This window comes from Nocardioides sp. LHD-245, from assembly GCF_030929495.1.
Lineage (GTDB): Bacteria > Actinomycetota > Actinomycetes > Propionibacteriales > Nocardioidaceae > Nocardioides.
This window is the reverse complement of the sequence record NZ_JAVFWN010000016.1, coordinates 35,649-52,446: the sequence shown is the minus strand read 5'-3', so window position 1 is coordinate 52,446 and position 16,798 is coordinate 35,649. Positions and strand designations below refer to the sequence as shown.

At 74.0% G+C, this 16,798-nt stretch carries 21 protein-coding genes; 12 read left to right on the top strand and 9 right to left on the bottom strand.

The window, feature by feature from the left end:
- Window positions 1-24: 24 nt before the first annotated feature.
- Together RB608_RS22115 and RB608_RS22110 are read left to right on the top strand one after the other, a co-directional pair.
- The gene (locus tag RB608_RS22115; RefSeq protein WP_308090233.1) at window positions 25-864 is read left to right on the top strand and encodes a sigma-70 family RNA polymerase sigma factor; all 840 of its coding nucleotides are present in this window, start codon (window positions 25-27) and stop codon (window positions 862-864) included.
- A 92-nt stretch (window positions 865-956) separates the two neighbouring features.
- Complete coding sequence (locus RB608_RS22110) at window positions 957-1,193, top strand: hypothetical protein (protein ID WP_308090232.1); 237 nt, start codon at window positions 957-959, stop codon at window positions 1,191-1,193.
- A gap of 18 nt (window positions 1,194-1,211) precedes the next feature.
- Here RB608_RS22110 and RB608_RS22105 read toward each other — a convergent pair whose 3' ends face one another.
- Complete coding sequence (locus RB608_RS22105) at window positions 1,212-1,430, bottom strand: amphi-Trp domain-containing protein (protein WP_308090231.1); 219 nt, start codon at window positions 1,428-1,430, stop codon at window positions 1,212-1,214.
- Between the two features lie 99 nt (window positions 1,431-1,529).
- Between RB608_RS22105 and RB608_RS22100 the strand changes: the two genes are divergently transcribed.
- On the top strand, window positions 1,530-2,528 hold the full coding sequence (locus tag RB608_RS22100; protein WP_308090230.1) for an enoyl-CoA hydratase/isomerase family protein: 999 nt from the start codon (window positions 1,530-1,532) through the stop codon (window positions 2,526-2,528).
- Window positions 2,529-2,539: 11 nt separating this feature from the next.
- Here the strand turns inward: RB608_RS22100 and RB608_RS22095 are convergent, their stop codons facing one another.
- Window positions 2,540-2,947, bottom strand: a complete 408-nt coding sequence (locus RB608_RS22095) for an arsenate reductase ArsC (protein WP_308090229.1) — start codon at window positions 2,945-2,947, stop codon at window positions 2,540-2,542.
- Between the two features lie 20 nt (window positions 2,948-2,967).
- Window positions 2,968-3,696, bottom strand: coding sequence for an aquaporin (locus RB608_RS22090; protein ID WP_392391035.1), 729 nt, complete (start codon window positions 3,694-3,696; stop codon window positions 2,968-2,970).
- Window positions 3,697-3,733: 37 nt separating this feature from the next.
- On the opposite strand from RB608_RS22090, the gene RB608_RS22085 reads away from it, so the two are divergent.
- Window positions 3,734-4,411 carry an ArsR family transcriptional regulator gene (locus RB608_RS22085; RefSeq protein ID WP_308090227.1) on the top strand — a complete coding sequence of 226 codons (678 nt, stop codon included), beginning with the start codon at window positions 3,734-3,736 and terminating at the stop codon, window positions 4,409-4,411.
- A gap of 28 nt (window positions 4,412-4,439) precedes the next feature.
- On the top strand, window positions 4,440-5,102 hold the full coding sequence (locus RB608_RS22080) for an arsenate reductase ArsC (protein WP_308090226.1): 663 nt from the start codon (window positions 4,440-4,442) through the stop codon (window positions 5,100-5,102).
- Window positions 5,103-5,144: 42 nt separating this feature from the next.
- Here the strand turns inward: RB608_RS22080 and RB608_RS22075 are convergent, their stop codons facing one another.
- Both RB608_RS22075 and RB608_RS22070 read right to left on the bottom strand, forming a co-directional pair.
- Entirely contained in the window at window positions 5,145-6,449 is a 1,305-nt protein-coding gene (locus RB608_RS22075; protein WP_308090225.1) for an MFS transporter, read from the bottom strand.
- The gene (locus tag RB608_RS22070; RefSeq protein WP_308090224.1) at window positions 6,355-7,674 is read right to left on the bottom strand and encodes an NAD(P)-binding domain-containing protein; all 1,320 of its coding nucleotides are present in this window, start codon (window positions 7,672-7,674) and stop codon (window positions 6,355-6,357) included. Before RB608_RS22070 ends, RB608_RS22075 begins: the two co-directional genes overlap by 95 nt.
- Window positions 7,675-7,778: 104 nt before the next feature.
- Here RB608_RS22070 and RB608_RS22065 point away from each other — a divergent pair, with 104 nt between their 5' ends.
- From RB608_RS22065 to RB608_RS22035, 7 genes are all read left to right on the top strand, one after another.
- Window positions 7,779-8,138 (top strand): metalloregulator ArsR/SmtB family transcription factor, encoded by a 360-nt coding sequence (locus RB608_RS22065; RefSeq protein WP_308090223.1) that lies wholly within the window; start codon window positions 7,779-7,781, stop codon window positions 8,136-8,138.
- A gap of 247 nt (window positions 8,139-8,385) precedes the next feature.
- A complete protein-coding gene (locus RB608_RS22060) occupies window positions 8,386-8,964 on the top strand; it encodes a TMEM165/GDT1 family protein (protein ID WP_308090222.1) in 579 nt (192 codons plus the stop codon).
- Window positions 8,965-8,966: 2 nt separating this feature from the next.
- Window positions 8,967-10,217 (top strand): MFS transporter, encoded by a 1,251-nt coding sequence (locus tag RB608_RS22055; protein ID WP_308090221.1) that lies wholly within the window; start codon window positions 8,967-8,969, stop codon window positions 10,215-10,217.
- Between the two features lie 2 nt (window positions 10,218-10,219).
- Complete coding sequence (locus RB608_RS22050; protein ID WP_308090220.1) at window positions 10,220-10,711, top strand: GNAT family protein; 492 nt, start codon at window positions 10,220-10,222, stop codon at window positions 10,709-10,711.
- On the top strand, window positions 10,711-12,132 hold the full coding sequence (locus RB608_RS22045; protein WP_308090219.1) for a cytochrome P450: 1,422 nt from the start codon (window positions 10,711-10,713) through the stop codon (window positions 12,130-12,132). Before RB608_RS22050 ends, RB608_RS22045 begins: the two co-directional genes overlap by 1 nt.
- Before the next feature lie 72 nt (window positions 12,133-12,204).
- Window positions 12,205-12,654: a MarR family transcriptional regulator gene (locus tag RB608_RS22040; protein ID WP_308090218.1), complete on the top strand. Its 450-nt coding sequence runs from the start codon at window positions 12,205-12,207 to the stop codon at window positions 12,652-12,654.
- Complete coding sequence (locus RB608_RS22035) at window positions 12,651-13,280, top strand: hypothetical protein (RefSeq protein WP_308090217.1); 630 nt, start codon at window positions 12,651-12,653, stop codon at window positions 13,278-13,280. The genes RB608_RS22040 and RB608_RS22035 overlap by 4 nt, the downstream gene beginning before the upstream one ends.
- A 23-nt stretch (window positions 13,281-13,303) precedes the next feature.
- Here RB608_RS22035 and RB608_RS22030 read toward each other — a convergent pair whose 3' ends face one another.
- The 4 genes from RB608_RS22030 to RB608_RS22015 are packed head-to-tail and all read right to left on the bottom strand — an operon-like array spanning window position 13,304 to window position 16,762.
- Window positions 13,304-13,936, bottom strand: coding sequence for a (2Fe-2S) ferredoxin domain-containing protein (locus RB608_RS22030; RefSeq protein WP_308090216.1), 633 nt, complete (start codon window positions 13,934-13,936; stop codon window positions 13,304-13,306).
- The gene (locus RB608_RS22025; RefSeq protein ID WP_392391034.1) at window positions 13,933-14,706 is read right to left on the bottom strand and encodes an ABC transporter ATP-binding protein; all 774 of its coding nucleotides are present in this window, start codon (window positions 14,704-14,706) and stop codon (window positions 13,933-13,935) included. Before RB608_RS22025 ends, RB608_RS22030 begins: the two co-directional genes overlap by 4 nt.
- A complete protein-coding gene (locus RB608_RS22020) occupies window positions 14,703-15,767 on the bottom strand; it encodes an iron chelate uptake ABC transporter family permease subunit (protein ID WP_308090214.1) in 1,065 nt (354 codons plus the stop codon). Before RB608_RS22020 ends, RB608_RS22025 begins: the two co-directional genes overlap by 4 nt.
- On the bottom strand, window positions 15,767-16,762 hold the full coding sequence (locus RB608_RS22015; RefSeq protein ID WP_308090213.1) for an ABC transporter substrate-binding protein: 996 nt from the start codon (window positions 16,760-16,762) through the stop codon (window positions 15,767-15,769). Before RB608_RS22015 ends, RB608_RS22020 begins: the two co-directional genes overlap by 1 nt.
- Between the last annotated feature and the right edge of the window lie 36 nt (window positions 16,763-16,798).

The window sequence follows — 16,798 nt, the reverse complement described above, 5'->3', positions numbered from 1 at the left end:
GCCCGACGTGCGAGGCTGGCGGCCATGGACCGCACCGAGGGCTTCGAGGCCGAGCGGCCGCGACTCGTGGGGCTGGCGACCCACGTGCTCGGCGACGCGAGCGAGGCCGAGGACGTCGTCCAGCTCGCGTGGCTCCGGCTGCACGGCAGCGATGCCGACATCGAGAACCTGCCGGCCTGGCTGACGACGGTGACCACCCGGCTCTGCCTGGACCGCCTGCGGGCGCGCACGCCGGTGCCCGCGGCCGACATCGAGCTTCCCGAGGTCGCGCCGGATCCGGCCGACGACGTGGCGCTCGCCGACACCGTCGGGGTCGCCCTGCAGGTGGTGCTGGACCGGCTGAGCCCGGGCGAGCGAGTCGCGTTCGTGCTGCACGACAGCTTCGGCTTCGACTTCTCGACGATCGCCGCGCTCCTCGACGTCACGCCGATCGCGGCGCGCAAGCTGGCGTCCCGGGCGCGCGGCAAGGTGGCGCAACCCCGTGCGGAGGACGCGTTGGCCGACTGGGAGGTCGTCGACGCCTTCATGGCCGCCGCCCGGGAGGGCGACTTCTCCCGGCTGGTGCAGCTGCTCGCGCCCGACGCCGTGGTCGTCGGCGACGACGCGGCGGTCCTGATCGGCACCCCGGCGCGGATCGCGGGAGGTCAGGAGATCGCCGCCTTCTTCGACGGTGCGGCCCACGCGGCCCTCGCGGTCTACGTCGGCCCGCGGCCCGGGTCGGCCTGGTTCGATCGGGGCGTGGCCCGGGTCGCCTTCGACTTCACCGTCGCCGACGGCGTCGTGCGGCGGATCGACTTCCGGGCCGACCCCGACATCCTCGCCGGGGTGGCCCGGCGCGACGGGGCGCACCGGCGCCGACGCTGACGCCGGCACCGACCTGGAAGAAGAACGCGCCGCGCGGTCACACTCGCGGGTCGCGGTACGTCATGAGGACAGGACCACAGGAAGGAATCCCGATGAAGACCATGACCTGCCGACAGCTCGGCGGCCCCTGCGACCTCGCGCACCAGGGGAAGGACGCGGACGAGGTGATCGTCGCTCAGGACAAGCACCTCAAGGAGGTCGTCAAGGCCGGTGACGTGCCGCACCAGCAGGCGCGCCAGGAGATGAAGTACCGCTGGCTGCACCCCAAGAAGTCCCTCGGTTGGTACAACGACATGAAAGCGGCGTACGCCGAGCTGCCCGAGGACTGACCGGCACCGGCCGCCGGGTCACCAGCGGAGCTCGATCTCCAGCTCGTTCTCCTCGCCGATCTCGACCTCGACGGTGAGCTCGACCTCGTCGGGTACGTCGACCGTGATCCGGCGGCCGTCGCGCTCGAAGGTCACGCTGTTGTGCCGCTCCAGCGAGTCCGCCAGCGCCCGGAGCCGGGCGGCGGCCTCCTCGCGGCGCAGGCGCTGGGTCTGGTCGATCTCGAACAGGTCGTCCACGGGGGCTCCTCGATGTCGCGGTGTCGTCGGGTGTCCTCGTGAACCGTACCCAGCAGCCCACGGGTCGGGCCTCGCGCGGGCTCTGGGAGACTGCGGTCCGTGGTGGACCCGGGCGACGACGTACGCATCGAACGGCTCGGGTCGGTGGGCCGGATCGTGCTCGACCGCCCCCGCGCCCTCAACGCGATCACCCTCGGCATGGTCGAGCGGATCCGGGCCGCGCTCGAGGAGTGGCGCGACGCCGACCTGCGCGCGGTGATCGTCGAGAGCGCCTCGGAGCGGGCGTTCTCCGCCGGTGGCGACATCCGCCGGGTCCGGGAGAACTCCCTGGCCGGCCGGCACGACGAGAGCCTGCGGTTCTTCGAGACCGAGTACGCCGTCAACGCACTGCTCGGCAGCTACCCGGTGCCGGTCGTGGCGCTGGTCGGCGGGATCTGCATGGGCGGCGGGATGGGCCTCAGCGTGCACGGCACCTTCGTCGTGGTCTCGCCGGCGGCGTCGTTCGCGATGCCCGAGACCAGGATCGGCTTCTTCCCCGATGTCGGCGGCTCCCACTTCCTGCCGCGGCTGCCCGGCCACACCGGCCGCTACCTCGGCCTCACCGGCGCGCGGATCGGCTCCGCCGACGCGCTCGCGCTGGGCCTTGCCACCCACGCCTGCTCGGCCGCCGACCTGGCCCGGCTGCCCGAGCTGATCGCCGCCTACGATGGCCCCCTCGAGCAGCTGCTGCGCGAGCTCGCCCCCGACGAGCCGGGCGACGCCGGGGTGCTGGCGCCGGTGCGTCCCGAGCTGGAGTGGGTCTTCAGCGCCCCCGACCTGGCCGGGATCCGCGGTCGCCTGGACCGTCTCACCGCGACGGCGGGTGCCGCGGGCGCCTGGGCGGACGAGACCCGCGCGGCGCTGGACGCGGCGTCGCCGTCCAGCCTCGCGGTGACCGACCGGCTGCTCGTCGAGGGCCGCGGCCGCTCGCTCGAGGAGTGCCTGCGGGCCGAGCTGGCGACCGCCCGGGAGCTGATCGCGAGCGACGACTTCGTGGAGGGCGTGCGGGCAGTGCTGGTGGACAAGGACCACGCGCCGCGGTGGAGTACTTGGTTCTAGGGAGGCGCGCCCTACGCCAGCTCGGCGACCAGGGCCTCGACCCGGCGGCGGATCTCGTCGCGGATCGGCCGCACCGCGCCGATGCCCTGGCCGGCCGGGTCGTCGAGGACCCAGTCCTCGTAGCGCTTGCCCGGGAAGAACGGGCACTCGTCGCCGCAGCCCATCGTGACGACCACGTCGGCCTCCCGCACGGCCGACTCGGTGAGCACCTTCGGCTGCTCGCCCGCGATGTCGATGCCCTCCTCGGCCATCGCGGCGACGGCCACCGGGTTGATCAGGTCCGCGGGCTGCGAGCCGGCCGAGAGGACCTCGATCCGGTCGCCGGCGAGGTGCTCGAGCCACCCCGCGGCCATCTGCGAGCGGCCGGCGTTGTGGACGCAGACGAACAGGACGGTCGGGCGGGTGTCGGACGTGGTCACGGGGATCTCCTCCATCGGGGTCAGCGTCGGTGCGGGACGACGACGTCGTCGGCCCGTTCGCCGGCATCGGGGTAGAGCGCGAGCGTGACGGCGACGCCGAGCATCAGGCCGACGAGCTGCATGCCCACGAAGGCCGGTGCCGAGCCCGGTGCGATGCCGGCGAAGGTGTCGGTGAAGACCCGGCCGATCGTCACGGCGGGGTTGGCGAACGAGGTCGAGCTGGTGAACCAGTACGCCGCCCCGATATAGGCACCGACGGCGGGCGCGGCCAGGGCTCCGCGGCCGGTGCGGGCGAGCGCGAAGACCAGCGCCACGAGCCCCGCGGTCGCCACGACCTCGGCGACGAGAGGGCCGCTGCCGAGGCGGTCCTTGCCCGAGAGGCCCTGGTCGACCTCGAACATCACGTTGGCCAGCACCGCACCGGCGATCCCGCCGGCGACCTGGGCTGCGGTGTACGCCACGACGTCGGACAGGGACAGGCCCGCGCCGCTCCGGCGGCCGAGGAACCAGTCCGCGAGGGAGACGACGGGGTTGAAGTGCGCCCCCGAGACCGGCCCGAACCACAAGATCAGCACGGTCAGCCCGAGCGCGGTCGCGGTGGAGTTCTCCAGCAGCTGCAGGCCGACGTCGCCGGGGGAGAGCGTCTCCGCGGCGATGCCGGAGCCGACCACGACCGCCACCAGGAGCGCGGTGCCGAGGAACTCGGCCAGCAGGCGGCGGGGAAGCGGGGGAGTACTCACGCCGCACATCTTGACCGCTTGCGATCACTCAGTCAAGATTGAGGCAATGCGCACTGAGTCGAATTCCGAGCTGGGTCGTCGGGTCGCGGTCCATGCCGCGCTCGCCGACCCGACCCGCCTGCAGGTGGTCGACCTGCTCGCGATCGGCGACGCCGCGTCCTCCGAGCTGTCGGCGCGGTTGGCCATCCCGTCCAACCTCCTCGCCCATCACCTCAAGTTCCTCGAGAGCGCGGGCGTCATCGCGCGGCAGCCCTCCGAGGGCGACGGCCGCCGCAGCTACTGGCGCCTGGTCGCCGAGCCGGCGATCGCACCCGGCGCGCCCTCGCTCGCGACACCGGGCCGGGTCGTCTTCGTGTGCACCGCCAACACCGCGCGCTCCCACCTGGCGGCCGCGCTGTGGCGTCGTGCCAGCCGGATCCCGGTCGCGTCGGCCGGAACCCATCCGGCCGAGCGGGTCGCGCGCGGTGCCCTTGCCGTCGCCCGGCGGCACGACCTCGAGCTGCCCGACGTCGCCCCACGGCACCTCGACCGGATCGGGCGTCGTGAAGACGACCTGGTGGTGACCGTGTGCGACCGCGCCCACGAGGAGCTGGGAGGCGCCGCACCCGTGCACTGGTCCGTCCCGGACCCCGTCGCGGCGGGCAGCAGAGGCGCCTTCGAACGTGCTCACGACGAGCTCGCCCTTCGTGTGCGGCGCCTGGCGCCGCTCATCGGGCAGACCTGACGACCCCTCCAGACCACGGAGCATGACGATGAGTACCGACGCCCGACCCGACGCCCGACCCGCCATCACCCTCGACCAGCAGCTCGCCCTCGCGGCAGCGGTTTCCCGGCTCGCCCTGGAGTTCGCCGGTGCCTTCGACCGGGCCACCGTCGAACGGCTCGTGCACTCGTCCTACGACCAGCTCGCCGGCACGGCGACCGTGGCGAACTTCCTGCCCCTCTTGGCTGAGCGATTCGGCCGTCAGAGGCTGCAGGCGATGGCCAGGTTGGAAGGCCGCCACGCGGACGGCCGTCCCGTCGTCCTGTTCCTCTGCCGTCACAACGCCGGCCGGTCGCAGATGGCGTTGGGCTTCTTCGAGCACCACGCCAGCGGTCGGGCCGTGGCGTGGTCCGGAGGAGCCGAACCCGACGCGGACGTGAACCCGACGGTGGTGACCGCCATGGGCGAGCGCGGCATCGACATCGCCGACGCGTATCCGAAGCCGTGGACTGACGAGATCGTGCGGGCGGCCGACGTCATCGTCACGATGGGCTGCGAGAACGCCCGCCCCCACGTGCCCGGCACTCGGTACGTCGACTGGGTGCTCGACGATCCGCAGGGGAGGGACGTGGAGGCGATCCGCCCGGTTCGCGACGAGATCGAGCGCCGGGTGCTGGTGCTCCTCCGTGAGCTGGGTCTGCGCGATCGTTGAGGCGCCCCGCGGCCTGGCTCGGCGCTATCCGCGCAGGGTGCTTCAGTTCCGGTCTTCGGTGTGGCCGGCCGGACGCGCGCGGACGACGCCGGCCGCGGCGGTCAGTATCGCGGCCCCCACGCCGAGGCAGCCGAGCGTGACGAATAGGCCGGTGCTGCCGCCCGTCCAGCTCGCGATCGCCGCGCCGGCCGCCGGAGCGAGGGCCGCGGCCACCCCGAGCGGCGCGTTGTAGACGCCGTTCAGGGCGGCGTACCGCTCGGGACCCCACTGCTCGCTCACGACGGTGGCGCTGATCAGGGTGAACAACCCGCGGGCGGCGCCGGCGACGACGGCGATCGCGATCAGCAGCGGCACCGGCCCGGGGACGACGGCGAGTGCCAGCACGGCGGTGGCGAGGGCCAGGATGATCGCCACGGACCGCGGATTCGGTGTCATCCGTCGGTCCAGAGCGGGGTAGAGCAGGCGGCCCGCGACCTGCCCTGCGCCACTGAGGCCCACCGCCCAGGCGGCGAGCTGGACGCCCGCGCCGCGATCCTGCAGCAGCGCGACGAGGTGGACCAGCGAGGCGTACATGACCAGTGACGTCAGGGCCCCGGACGCGGTCAGCAGCACGAAGGCGCGGCTGGTCAGGACGCTCCGGTCCGATGCCGGCCGGGCGGTCGCCGCCGCGGCGTCCGGTGCGTCGGGATGCCAGGGCAGGCGCAGCGCCGCGGCATGCGCGGGGGCCGTGGCCGCCAGGACGACGCCGAGGGCGAGGTACGTGGCCCGCCACCCGGCCAGGTCGTCGAGAGCGGCGGTCAACGGCGCGAAGACGGTCGACGAGAACCCCGCCACCAGGGTCAGGGTCGTGATCGCCCGGACCCGCCGGGCGCCGTACCAGTGCGTGAGGGTCGCGAAGGCCGGCGGGTAGAAGGTGCCGGCACTGCCGGCGCCGGCGATGAGCCAGCCGACGGCGAAGACCGGCAGGGACGGTGCGCTCGCGACCACCGCAACGCCCGCCGCTCCCACGACGCTGCCCGTGGTCATCACCACCCGCGGCCCGCGATGCTGGAGTGCGCGACCCGCCGCGATGCCGGCCACCGCGCCGAACAGGCTCCCGGCGGAGAACGACGCCGTCACCGCGGTCTCCGACCACCCGGTGTCGGCGGCGATCCCCGTGGCGAGGACGGTGAAGGCGTAGTAGAGCACGCCGTACGCGACGGTGACCGTGACGCACAGCGTGGCCAGGACGCCGCTGGAGTGGCGAGGGGGATCAGGCGCCGACAGGAGCCCGGCCGATCTCGAGCACCTCCGGAGGCGCCGGGGTGCAGCAGCCGCCCCCCGCTCCGTCCGGGTCGTCGAAGACACCCGCGCCACCGCACACGCCCGTGTCGGGCAGCGCCAGCTCGATCCGAGCCGCCGCCTCGTGGTCGCCGGCGATCGCGGCGACGACGCTGCGGACCTGCTCGTAGCCGGTGAGGGCGAGGAAGGTCGGCGCCCGGCCGTAGGACTTCATGCCGACGAGGTACAGGTCCGGCTCCGGCTGGGCCAGGTCCGCGGCGCCGGTGGCGCGCACCGAGCCGCACGAGTGGAGGTTCGGGTCGATCTCGGCCGCGATCCGACGGGGGGCCTCGAGGGTCGGGTCGAGGTCGAGGCGCATCTCGGACAGGAACGACAGATCGGGGCGGAACCCGGTCAGCACCACGACCGTGTCGGCGGCGGGGAGCTCGCGGCCGTCCTCGCCCGTCAGGACCACCCGCCCTTCCTCCGGGCGGATCGCCGCGGTGCGGAAGCCGGTCACGAGCTCGACCACGCCGGACTCGACCGCCTTCTTCGCCCGCTGGCCCAGGGCGCCGCGCTCGGGCAGCTCGTCGGCGGCACCGCCGCCGAAGGTGCCGTCGCCGACGACGCGGCGGATGGCCCAGGTGATCCGGGTGCCCGGAGCCGCCTCGGCGATCCGGACCAGCTCGTGGATGGCGTTGAAGGCGGAGTCGCCGGCTCCCACCACGACGGTGTGGCGGCCGGCGTACCGCTCGGGGTGGGCCTGGTCGGGGACCTGGTAGGCGATCGCGCCGGCCGCGGCCCGCTCGCCCAGGGCGGGGAGTCCGTCGGCGCCGGCCGGGTTCGGCCCACGCCAGGTGCCGGACGCGTCGATCACGGCCCGGGCCTCGAGCCGCGACTCGAGGCCCTCCGCGTCGACGACGTGGACGGTGAACGGCTGTGCCGCCCGATCGGCGTCGACCAGCCGGTCGCGGCCCTTGCGCGACACCCCGGTCACCCGGGCGTCGTACCGCACCCGGTCGCCGAGCGCCTCCGCCAGCGGGCCGAGGTAGCCGGCGATCCACCTGGCACCGGTCGGATAGCCCGCCGCCGGAGCCGTCCACCCGGTCGGCTCGAGGAGCCGCGCCGCCGCCGCGTCGACCAGCTCGGGCCAGGCCGAGAACAGCCGCACGTGCCCCCACTCCGCGACGGCGGACGCCGGTCCGGCGCCGGACTCCAGCACCAGCGGCTCCACGCCGCGCTCCAGCAGGTGGGCGGCGGCGGCCAGGCCCTGCGGGCCGGCGCCGATCACCACGACGGGAAGGTCACTCATCATCACTGCTCCTCCACTCGGGGACGCTATTACATCGACGTTCTTCGATGCGACAGCCTGGCCGACCCATCGACAGTTGTCAATGGATGAGGCACAATGGCGTCATGGCCTCTCCGCTGCCGGTGATCCAGCCCGCCGACCTGGTCGTCTGCTGCTCGCCCGTCACCGGCGGGGTGGTCGCCGACGAGACCGCCGAGCTGCTGGCGCGGATGTTCAAGGCGCTCGGCGACCCGACCCGGGTCAAGCTGCTCTCCCTGATCGCCGCGTCGGCCGGCGGCGAGGCATGCATCTGCGACCTGACGGAGCCGGTCGGGCTCAGCCAGCCCACCGTGTCGCACCACATGAGGCTGCTGGTGGAGGCGGGACTCGCGACGCGGGAGCAGCGCGGCCGGTGGGCCTACTACCGCGTCGCCCCCGACGTGCTGCGGTCCCTGGCGTCGGCGCTCGCCCCTGTCGCCGGGTGAGGACCGCGCGCCGATGGGACGGGCGGGCGACGATCGCGCTAGACTCACCGGCACGAAGGGGAGTAGTCCTCAACAGTTGTGTCGACACACTGGCCCGTGCAGTCCGCGGGCCCGGCACATCGGGCCACCTGCGGAGGTGGCGGACGAGACTTTCGACCAGATGTGCGACCCGTGATGAATGGACGTGCCTGGTCGAAGGCACGTCATCGCGACGGGTTCCTCCGGTCGGGCGCCGGAGAGGAACCAGATGTACGCCTTCTTGTTGAGCACCGCGGTCATCTTCGTGGCCGAGCTCGGCGACAAGAGCCAGCTGATGGCGATGACCTTCGCCACCCGCTACCGCGCCCGTGACGTGCTCATCGGCCTGACCGCCGCCACCGCGATCGTGCACCTCGCGTCGGTCGGGATCGGGTACGCCATCGGCGACGCGTTCGGCGACTACCAGGGCACGATCGAGGTGTGCGCCGGCATCGCGTTCCTCGGCTTCGCGCTGTGGACGCTGCGCGGCGACGAGCTGACCGAGGCCGACGAGCGCAAGGCGGCCAGCGCGACCGGCCGGGCGATCCTGGTCGTCGGCGTGTTCTTCTTCCTCGCCGAGCTGGGCGACAAGACGATGCTCGCCACCATCACCCTGGCCACCCAGGAGGGCTGGTTCGGCACCTGGCTCGGGTCCACGGTCGGCATGGTCGCCGCCGACGCCCTGGCGATCGGCGTGGGTGCGGTACTCGGCAAGAAGCTGCCCGAGCGCGTCATCAAGTACGGCGCCGCCGCGCTCTTCGCGCTGTTCGGGTTGCTGCTCGTCGTCAGTGGGGCTGGTTGGATCTGAGGGTGAGCTCGCCTCCGTCGGCGCGGGCCGACGTACCCCGCCCGGCGTGGACCCCGTGGCGCACGGTGTTCGCGTTCGGGCTGGTCAGCCTGGCCGCGGACATGGTCTACGAGGGGATGCGGGCCATGGCCGGTCCCTTCCTCGGGAGCCTCGGGGCGTCGGCGCTGACGGTCGGCATCGTCACCGGCGCCGGGGAGGCCGTGGCGCTGGTGCTGCGCCTGGTCACGGGGCCGTGGGCGGACCGCAGCCGACGGCACTGGCGGCTCACCGTCATCGGGTACGGCATGACGGCGGTGTGCGTCCCCCTCCTGGCGGTGACCCCGTTCCTCGGCAGCGCGGGGCTGGCGGTCGCGGCGACCCTGATCGTGCTGGAGCGCACGGGCAAGGCGGTGCGCAGCCCGGCGAAGTCCGCGCTGCTGGCGGGGATGGCGACCTCGACCGGCCGCGGCAAGGGGTTCGCGGTCCACAAGGCGCTGGACCAGATCGGGGCGTTCTCCGGCCCGCTGCTGCTCGCCGGGATCGCCGCCCTCACCGGACTGCTCTGGCCCGGCTTCGCGGTGCTCGCGATCCCCGGCGCGCTGGCGATGCTGCTGCTCGCCCAGCTCCGCCGCCGGGCCCCGATCGCCACCCGGGCCGGCGCCGAGGCGGACCAGGGCGACGACCGGCCGGTCCGCAGCGCCTGGGGCGAGATCCGCGCCGCCGCCGTGGGCGCCGACCTGCCCCGCGCGTTCCACCTGTTCTCGCTGGCGGCCGCGCTCACCACCGCCGGACTGATGACCTTCGGCGTGATGTCCTATCGCTTCGTCGAGGCCGGACTGGTCACGGCGGCCGCCGTCCCCCTCGTCTACGCCCTGGCGATGGCGGTCGAGGCCGTGGCCGCGCTCGCGGCCGGTGGCCTGTTCGACCGCTGGGGCGGCCGGGTCCTGCTCGTCGTCCCGGTCCTCGTCGCGGTGGTGCCGCTGTGCGTGTTCACCGACCGGCTCGGCGTCGTCCTGGCCGGCGTGGTCGTGTGGGGCGCGGCCGCCGGCGTGCAGGACTCCACCGTCAAGGCCTACGTCGCCGATCTGGTCCCGGCCGGGCGCCGGGCGACGGCGTACGGTGTGTTCGCGGCCGTGCAGGGCATCGGCGCGCTGGTCGGCGGTGTCCTCGCCGGTGCGCTGGTCGACGGGCACGTCACGCTCCTGGCGGTCGCGATCGGCGCGCTGCAGCTCGTGGCGGCCGTGCTGCTGTGGCGGACGACCCGAAGGGGATGAGGATGGAGATCGCGCTGCGTCCGGTCGTGGCCGAGGACCTGCCGCTGCTGGTCGGCGGCGACGCGCCGTACGACGACTTCGGCCCGCGCCCCCCGCGCACCGAGCCGTATCCGTCCGTGCTGCGGGAGTTCGGCGGGATGGCCGTCTGCGAGGCCGCGGGCGGCCTCCTGCTCGGCAGCGTGAGCTGGATCTGGCAGCAGTGGGGGCCGATGCCGGAGTCGCGCAACCCCATGATCGGCATCTGGCTGCGTCCGGAGGCACGCGGTCGCGGGGCGGGGACGGCGGCCCAGCGGGCGGTGGCGGACCTGTTCTTCCGGCACACCACGGTGAACCGGGTCGAGGCCACGACCGACGTCGAGAACATCGCCGAGCAGCGGGCGCTCGAGAAGGCCGGCTTCACCCGCGAGGGCACGGTGCGAGGGGCGCAGTGGCGCAGTGGCGCCTTCCACGACTGCTACTCCTACAGCATCCTGCGCGCGGACTGGGCCGCCTGATGCGCCGCGGCCGTCCGGACCCCTGGTACGCACGGCCGGCCGCCGGCGGCGCGCTCGACCCACTCGTCCCCGACCCCTCGCCCGCCGGGCCGCTCGACGTCGGGGAGACCGGCGCGGCCGCGCCCCACGTCGGCCACCCCAACCGGCTGCGGCAGAGCCTGCGGATCACCGCCGACCTGGGCGGCGAGTTCTTCGCCGGGGCACAGGCGGGGGAGACGTTCTCGTTCGTCAGCCTGCTGGACCGACAGCCGGTCGTCGTGACGCGCCACCCCGAGCACGTGCGGTCGCTGTTCGCGGCCGACCCCGACATCGCGCCGTCCCTGGCGGGGGAGTCGCCGGTCCGTCCGATCGTCGGACTCTCGGTGCTCACCGCCGTCGGCCAGCAGCACCGCCGCCGCCGCAAGCTGATGATGCCGTCCTTCCACGGGGAGGCGATCACCCGCTACCGCGAGGAGATCGTCGCCGCGACCGACCGTCATCTCGACCGCTGGGAGCCCGGCACCGCGTTCCCGCTCGCGGCGACGACCCAGGCGATCACGCTCGACGTGATCATGAGCGGGGTCTTCGGCATCGACCACCGCGCCGCGCCGGCCGAGGCCCGGCTGCGCCATGTGGTCCGCCAGACGCTGCGGCTCTCCGTGGGCCCGCTCGCCCAGTTCGCCGAGCTGCTCAACCTCGACCGGGAGGAGTCGGTCGGCCCGCAGAAGTGGGTGGTGCGCCGCCTCGACCGGGCGACGTACGACGTCATCGCGGCACGGCGTGCGGAGCACGAGCCCGGTGCCCGGCACGACATCCTCAGCCTGCTGCTCGACGTCCGCGACGAGGACGGCGCGCCGCTGACCGACCGGGAGCTGCGCAACGAGCTGCTCACCCTGGTGCTCGCCGGACACGAGACGACGGCCAACTCGATCGCGTGGACCTTCGAGCGGCTGCTGCGCACGCCCGCGGCGTACGACCGGCTGCGCGACGTGGTGCGCTCGGGCGAGGACCCGGACGGCTACCTCGAGGCCACCATCACCGAGTCGATGCGGGTGCGTCCCGTGGTGCCGCTGATCGGCAGGCGGGTCCGGGTGCCCTGGCGGCTCGGCGACGTGGTCGTCCCGCCCGACAGCCGGCTGCTGATCGGCGTCCTGCTGCTCCATCACCGGCCGGACCTCTACCCGGACCCGTTCCGGTTCGCGCCCGAGCGCTTCCTCGGCCGCAAGCCCGGCACCCACGAGTGGCTGCCGTTCGGCGGGGGCACCCGCCGCTGCCTGGGCGCCGCGCTGGCGATGGAGGAGCTGCGCATCGTCGTCGCCGAGATCGCCCGCCGGGCCGACCTGGTCGTCGACACGGCGGCACCGGAGCGGCCGATCCACCGCAACGTGACGATGATCCCCGGCCGGGGCGGCCGGGTCCGGGTGGCGGCGCTGCGGCAGTGACGCGATCGGGCCGAGCGGGTCGCCTGCTCGCGCAGTTTGTGAAGTGACGTAATGATGTAGTAACTTCATGATATGGAGAAGGCCACCCCGCGCGGAGCGATCGACCGACTGATGCAGCTCTCGCTGCTGATCTCGAGCGACCTGGGCCGCTACGAGAAGGAGTCCGGGCTCACCGCGCCGCGGATCCACCTGCTGTGGCAGCTCGGACTCGGCGGGCCGACCACCCAGCAGCGGCTCGCGGCGGCGATGGAGGTCACCCCGCGCAATGTCACCGGCCTCGTCGACGGCCTGGTCGCCTCGGGCCATGTCACCCGCGAGCCGCACCCGAGCGACCGGCGGGCGACCCTGGTGACGCCCACGGCCGCCGGGCTCGCGGTCATCAAGGACAACCAGGACAGCTACGACGACCTGGCCCGGCAGCTCTTCGGCGACCTCTCCGCGAGGAGGCTGGCCGACTTCACCGCCGTCCTCGACGTGACGATCGCGCGCTTCACCGCCCTGATGGAGGAGGTCGAGTCATGAACCGCACGTGGCGTCTTCTCAAGGACGTCGTCCTGGTCGAGCTGGCGATCTGGCGCAACCTCGCGCGCTGGGTCGCGCGGCGCCCCGATGCCCCCGCGGAGGCGGTGCAGATCGGCTACAGCCGACTGACGGCGCCGGTCATGTGGCTGTGGATCTTCGGTTCTCTCGTCGAGGTGGTCGCCCTCGAGCTGGTGCTGCGCAGCATCGACGCGACCTGGGCGCACGTCGTCCGGATCCCGCTCTTCGTGGTCGGACTCTGGGGCGCGCTCTGGATGCTGGGCATGGCCGGCTCGTTCTACGTCCGACGCCATCTCCTGCTCCCCGACCGGATCACGGTCCGCAACGGGCCGCGGTTCCGGGTCGACGTACCGCTGGCGGCGGTCGTCGGGAGCCGCGCCGTCGAGCACGAGTTCGAGGGCATGATCCGGTCGGTCCACGAGGAGGACGGACTGCTGCTCGTCGGACCGGGCAACCGCACCAACGTCGAGCTGACCCTCGCCGGGCCGACCACGCTCGCCACCCACGACGGCGAGCGCGTCGCCGACCGGGTCGGGTTCTGGGTCGACGAGCCGCGCGAGGTCGTCCGGCTGCTGCAGCGCGCCGAGCAGGAGCCGGGCGTGCGCTGAGCCGAGCGCCCGGGGCCGTCCGGTCAGGCCCCCGGCCGTGGCAGCCGCCGTTCGGTGAGCGGCCGACCGCCCACGAGGTGCTCGTCGACGAGGTCCGGTACGACGCCGGGCCGGACGCCGCCGTACCAGACGTCGTCGGGGTGGACCACCAGCACCGGCGCCTGGTTGCAGGGGAACAGGCAGCCGGTCTGGGTGACGAGCACGTCGTCGTCGCCCAGACCGCGCCGGCGCAGCTCGGCGTCGAGTGCGGTGGCGGTGGCCGCGGAGCCGCGGGCCGAGCAGCGCGGCCCGCGACAGACCAGGACCTGTCGGGCGTGAGCGGGCACGTCCTCCCAGGCGGGGGAGGTCAGCGGCGCCTCCGCGCCGGTCACCGCGCGGCCGGCGATGACCAGCTCGACGGCGTCGTTCTCCCGCCGCCAGTGACCGGCGACCCTGCGCAGCCAGGACCGGGCTGTCGGAGCCCCGAGCCCGAGGCCCACCAGCTCGATCCGCCGGGCGCCGGTCCCGGCCAGCCGGTCGAGCTCGTCGGCCAGGCTCGGCGTTCCCGCCTGCAGGAACGCGACCGACGCCCCGGTGGCCGCGGCGATGTCCCGCAGCTCATCGCCGTGGCGTGCGGCGTCGACGCCCAGCGGGACCAGGACGACGGCGCGGCTCACCGGGCCCTCGCGTCGTGCCACACGACGTGCAGGCGACCCGAGTGGTCGTGGCGCCCGACCGTGGCCTCCACGCCGTAGACCCGGTCGACCAGCTCGGCGGTGAGGACCTGGTCGGGGGGACCGGCGGCGACCACCCGGCCGGCCCGCAGGACGACCAGCTGGTCGCAGAACGCCGCGGCCAGGTCGAGGTCGTGGAGCGCGGCGAGCGTGGTGCGGCCCAGCGCCCGCACCGTCGCGAGGAGATCGATCTGGTGGGACAGGTCGAGGTGGTTGGTCGGCTCGTCGAGCATCAGGGCCGCCGGCTGCTGGGTGAGGGCGCGGGCGAGCTGGACCCGCTGCCGCTCCCCGCCCGACAGGGTCTGCCAGTCGCGGTCGGCGAGGTGGGTGACCCCGCACTGCCGCATCGCCTCGGCGACCTCGGTCGCGCCCTCGTCCCGTGCCGCCGGCCAGCGCCCGCGGTGCGGGATCCGGCCCAGCTCGACGACCTGCCGCGCGGTCAGCGGCAGCCCGGTCGAGGCGTGCTGCTCCAGGACCGCGATCCGCCGGGCGCGGACCCGTGCCGGCAGCCGATGAACGTCGTCCGAGCCCAGGAGCACGGTGCCGGCGGCGGGACGCCGGAGCCCGGCCATCGCGTGCAGCAGGCTGGTCTTCCCCGACCCGTTGGGACCGAGCAGCCCGGTGACGGTCCCCGGCGCGCAGGACAGGGACACGTCATGGAGGATCGTGCGGGCTCGGACGCCCCACGAGAGCCCTTCGGCCGCGAGTCTCACCGCGACCTCGACTCGCGCCGCAGCAGGTAGGCGAAGAGCGGGGCACCGAGGACAGCGGTCACCACGCCGATCGGGATCTCCTGCCCCTCGACCAGCGACCGGGCCGCGGTGTCGGCCCAGATCATCAGCACCGCTCCGGCCAGGGCGCTCAACGGCAGCAGCCGTCGGTGCAGCGGACCGCAGACCAACCGGACGACATGCGGCACCACGAGTCCCACGAAGCCGATCGCCCCGGTGTAGGCGACCAGGCACGCGGTCAGCAACGCCGTACCGACGAGCAGGACCCAGCGGGTACGCCGGATCGAGACGCCGAGCGAGGCGGCCGACGCGTCGCCGAAGGCGAACGCGTCCAGGTCCGCCGCGCAGGCGACGATCCCCACCAGGGCGACGAGCGCGACGACGAGCAGCACCGTCGCGCTGTGCCAGCGCAGGCCCGCGAGCGAGCCCATCGTCCAGGAGAGCACGCGCCGCGCGGCGTCGTGGTCTCCGCTCATCATCACGGCGAAGGAGGTGTACGCCGCGCAGATCTGCCCGATCGCCACACCGGCCAGCACGGTGCGCGCCGGGGGGAGGTCGCCGGTGCGGCCGGTGGCCAGGGTCAGGACGAGCGCCAGCGCGACCAGGGCTCCGAGGAACGCGGCCGTGCCGAGGGCGGCGCCGCCGACCAGGCCACCGACGCTCACGCCGAGCACGATCACACTCACCGCGCCGACCGTCGCGCCGCCGGAGATGCCGAGCAGGTAGGGGTCGGCGAGGTCGTTGCGGGTCAGCGACTGCAGGACCGCGCCGGCCAGCGCGAGTCCCGCGCCGGTCGCCGCGGCACCGAGGACCCGGGGCATCCGCAGCTGCCACACGATCTTGTCGTCGACCACGCCCACCCCGTCGACGGGTACGCCGAGCCGGCGGAGCACCACGTCGACGACATCGCCCGCGGGCACGTGCACCGACCCGATCCCCACGGCGACGACGAGGCTCACCGCCAGGGCGACCACCAGCGTCCCCCCGACGAGGAGCCCGGTGCCCCGGCGGGTCCGCGCCGGCGCGGATGCGGGCTGCAGCATCAGCCCAGCTTGCTCAGCTGCTCGCCGACCGAGACCGCGCCGTCGGCCAGCCGGACGCCGGGTGTGGACGCGGAGAACGGCAGCACGACGTAGGCCTCGGCCCGCACGGCCCGCAGGTCCTTGAGCGCGGGGTCCTTCTCGAGCATCGCGATCTTGTCGTCGGCGGTCGACCAGCTCGCGTCGGCGAGCACGATCACGTCCGGGTCCGCCTCGACCACCTGCTCCCAGCTGACGTCGGCCCAGCTGCCGTCGAGGTCGGCGAACACGTTGGTCGCGCCGACCGCGTCGAGGATGAGCTGGGGACCACCCTGGCCGGCGCCGGCGAACGCGGTCTTGTCGCCGGAGTCGTACCAGAACACGGTCCGACCCGCGCCCGGTCGCCGATCGGCCAGCGCGTCCAGCGCTTCCTGCTGCTCCTTCTCGATCGCCGCCGCCCGATCGGGTACGCCGAACGCCGCGGCCACGGTCGCGATCTCGTCCCAGACGGAGTCGAAGGCGATCTCGACGCGGTCGTGCTCCTTGCCACAGCCGAACGGGGAGGCGTACGACGCGATGCCCAGGTCGGCGAGCTCCTCGCGGGGGCCGGCGGCGTCCGCGTCGAAGGCGCTGAGGTAGGAGGCGTAGACGAAGTCGGGCTCGGCCGCGAGCAGCGTCTCGTTGTCGGGGTACGCCGCGGACAGCACCGGGACCTCGTCGTACGCGGCCTGCCATGTCGCGGGGACGGCGTCGTCGAGGTAGGCGGTGCCGGCCATACGGTCGGCCAGGTCGAGCGCCAGCAGCACCTCGGTCGCGCCCTGGTTCATCGACACCGCACGCTCCGGCGGCGCCGTGACGGTGGCGTCGAAGCCGCAGCTGGACACCCGGACCGGGAACGCGTCGCCGGCCGCCTCCTTCCGCTCCGGCTCGGGGGCACCGGCACAGCCGGCGAGCGACAGCGCGAGGGTCAGGGGGACGGCGAGCAGGGCCGGGCGGACCCGGGTACGACGGGGCGTCATGATCACTCTTCTCAGTCCGAGGCTCGTGCGCGAAGC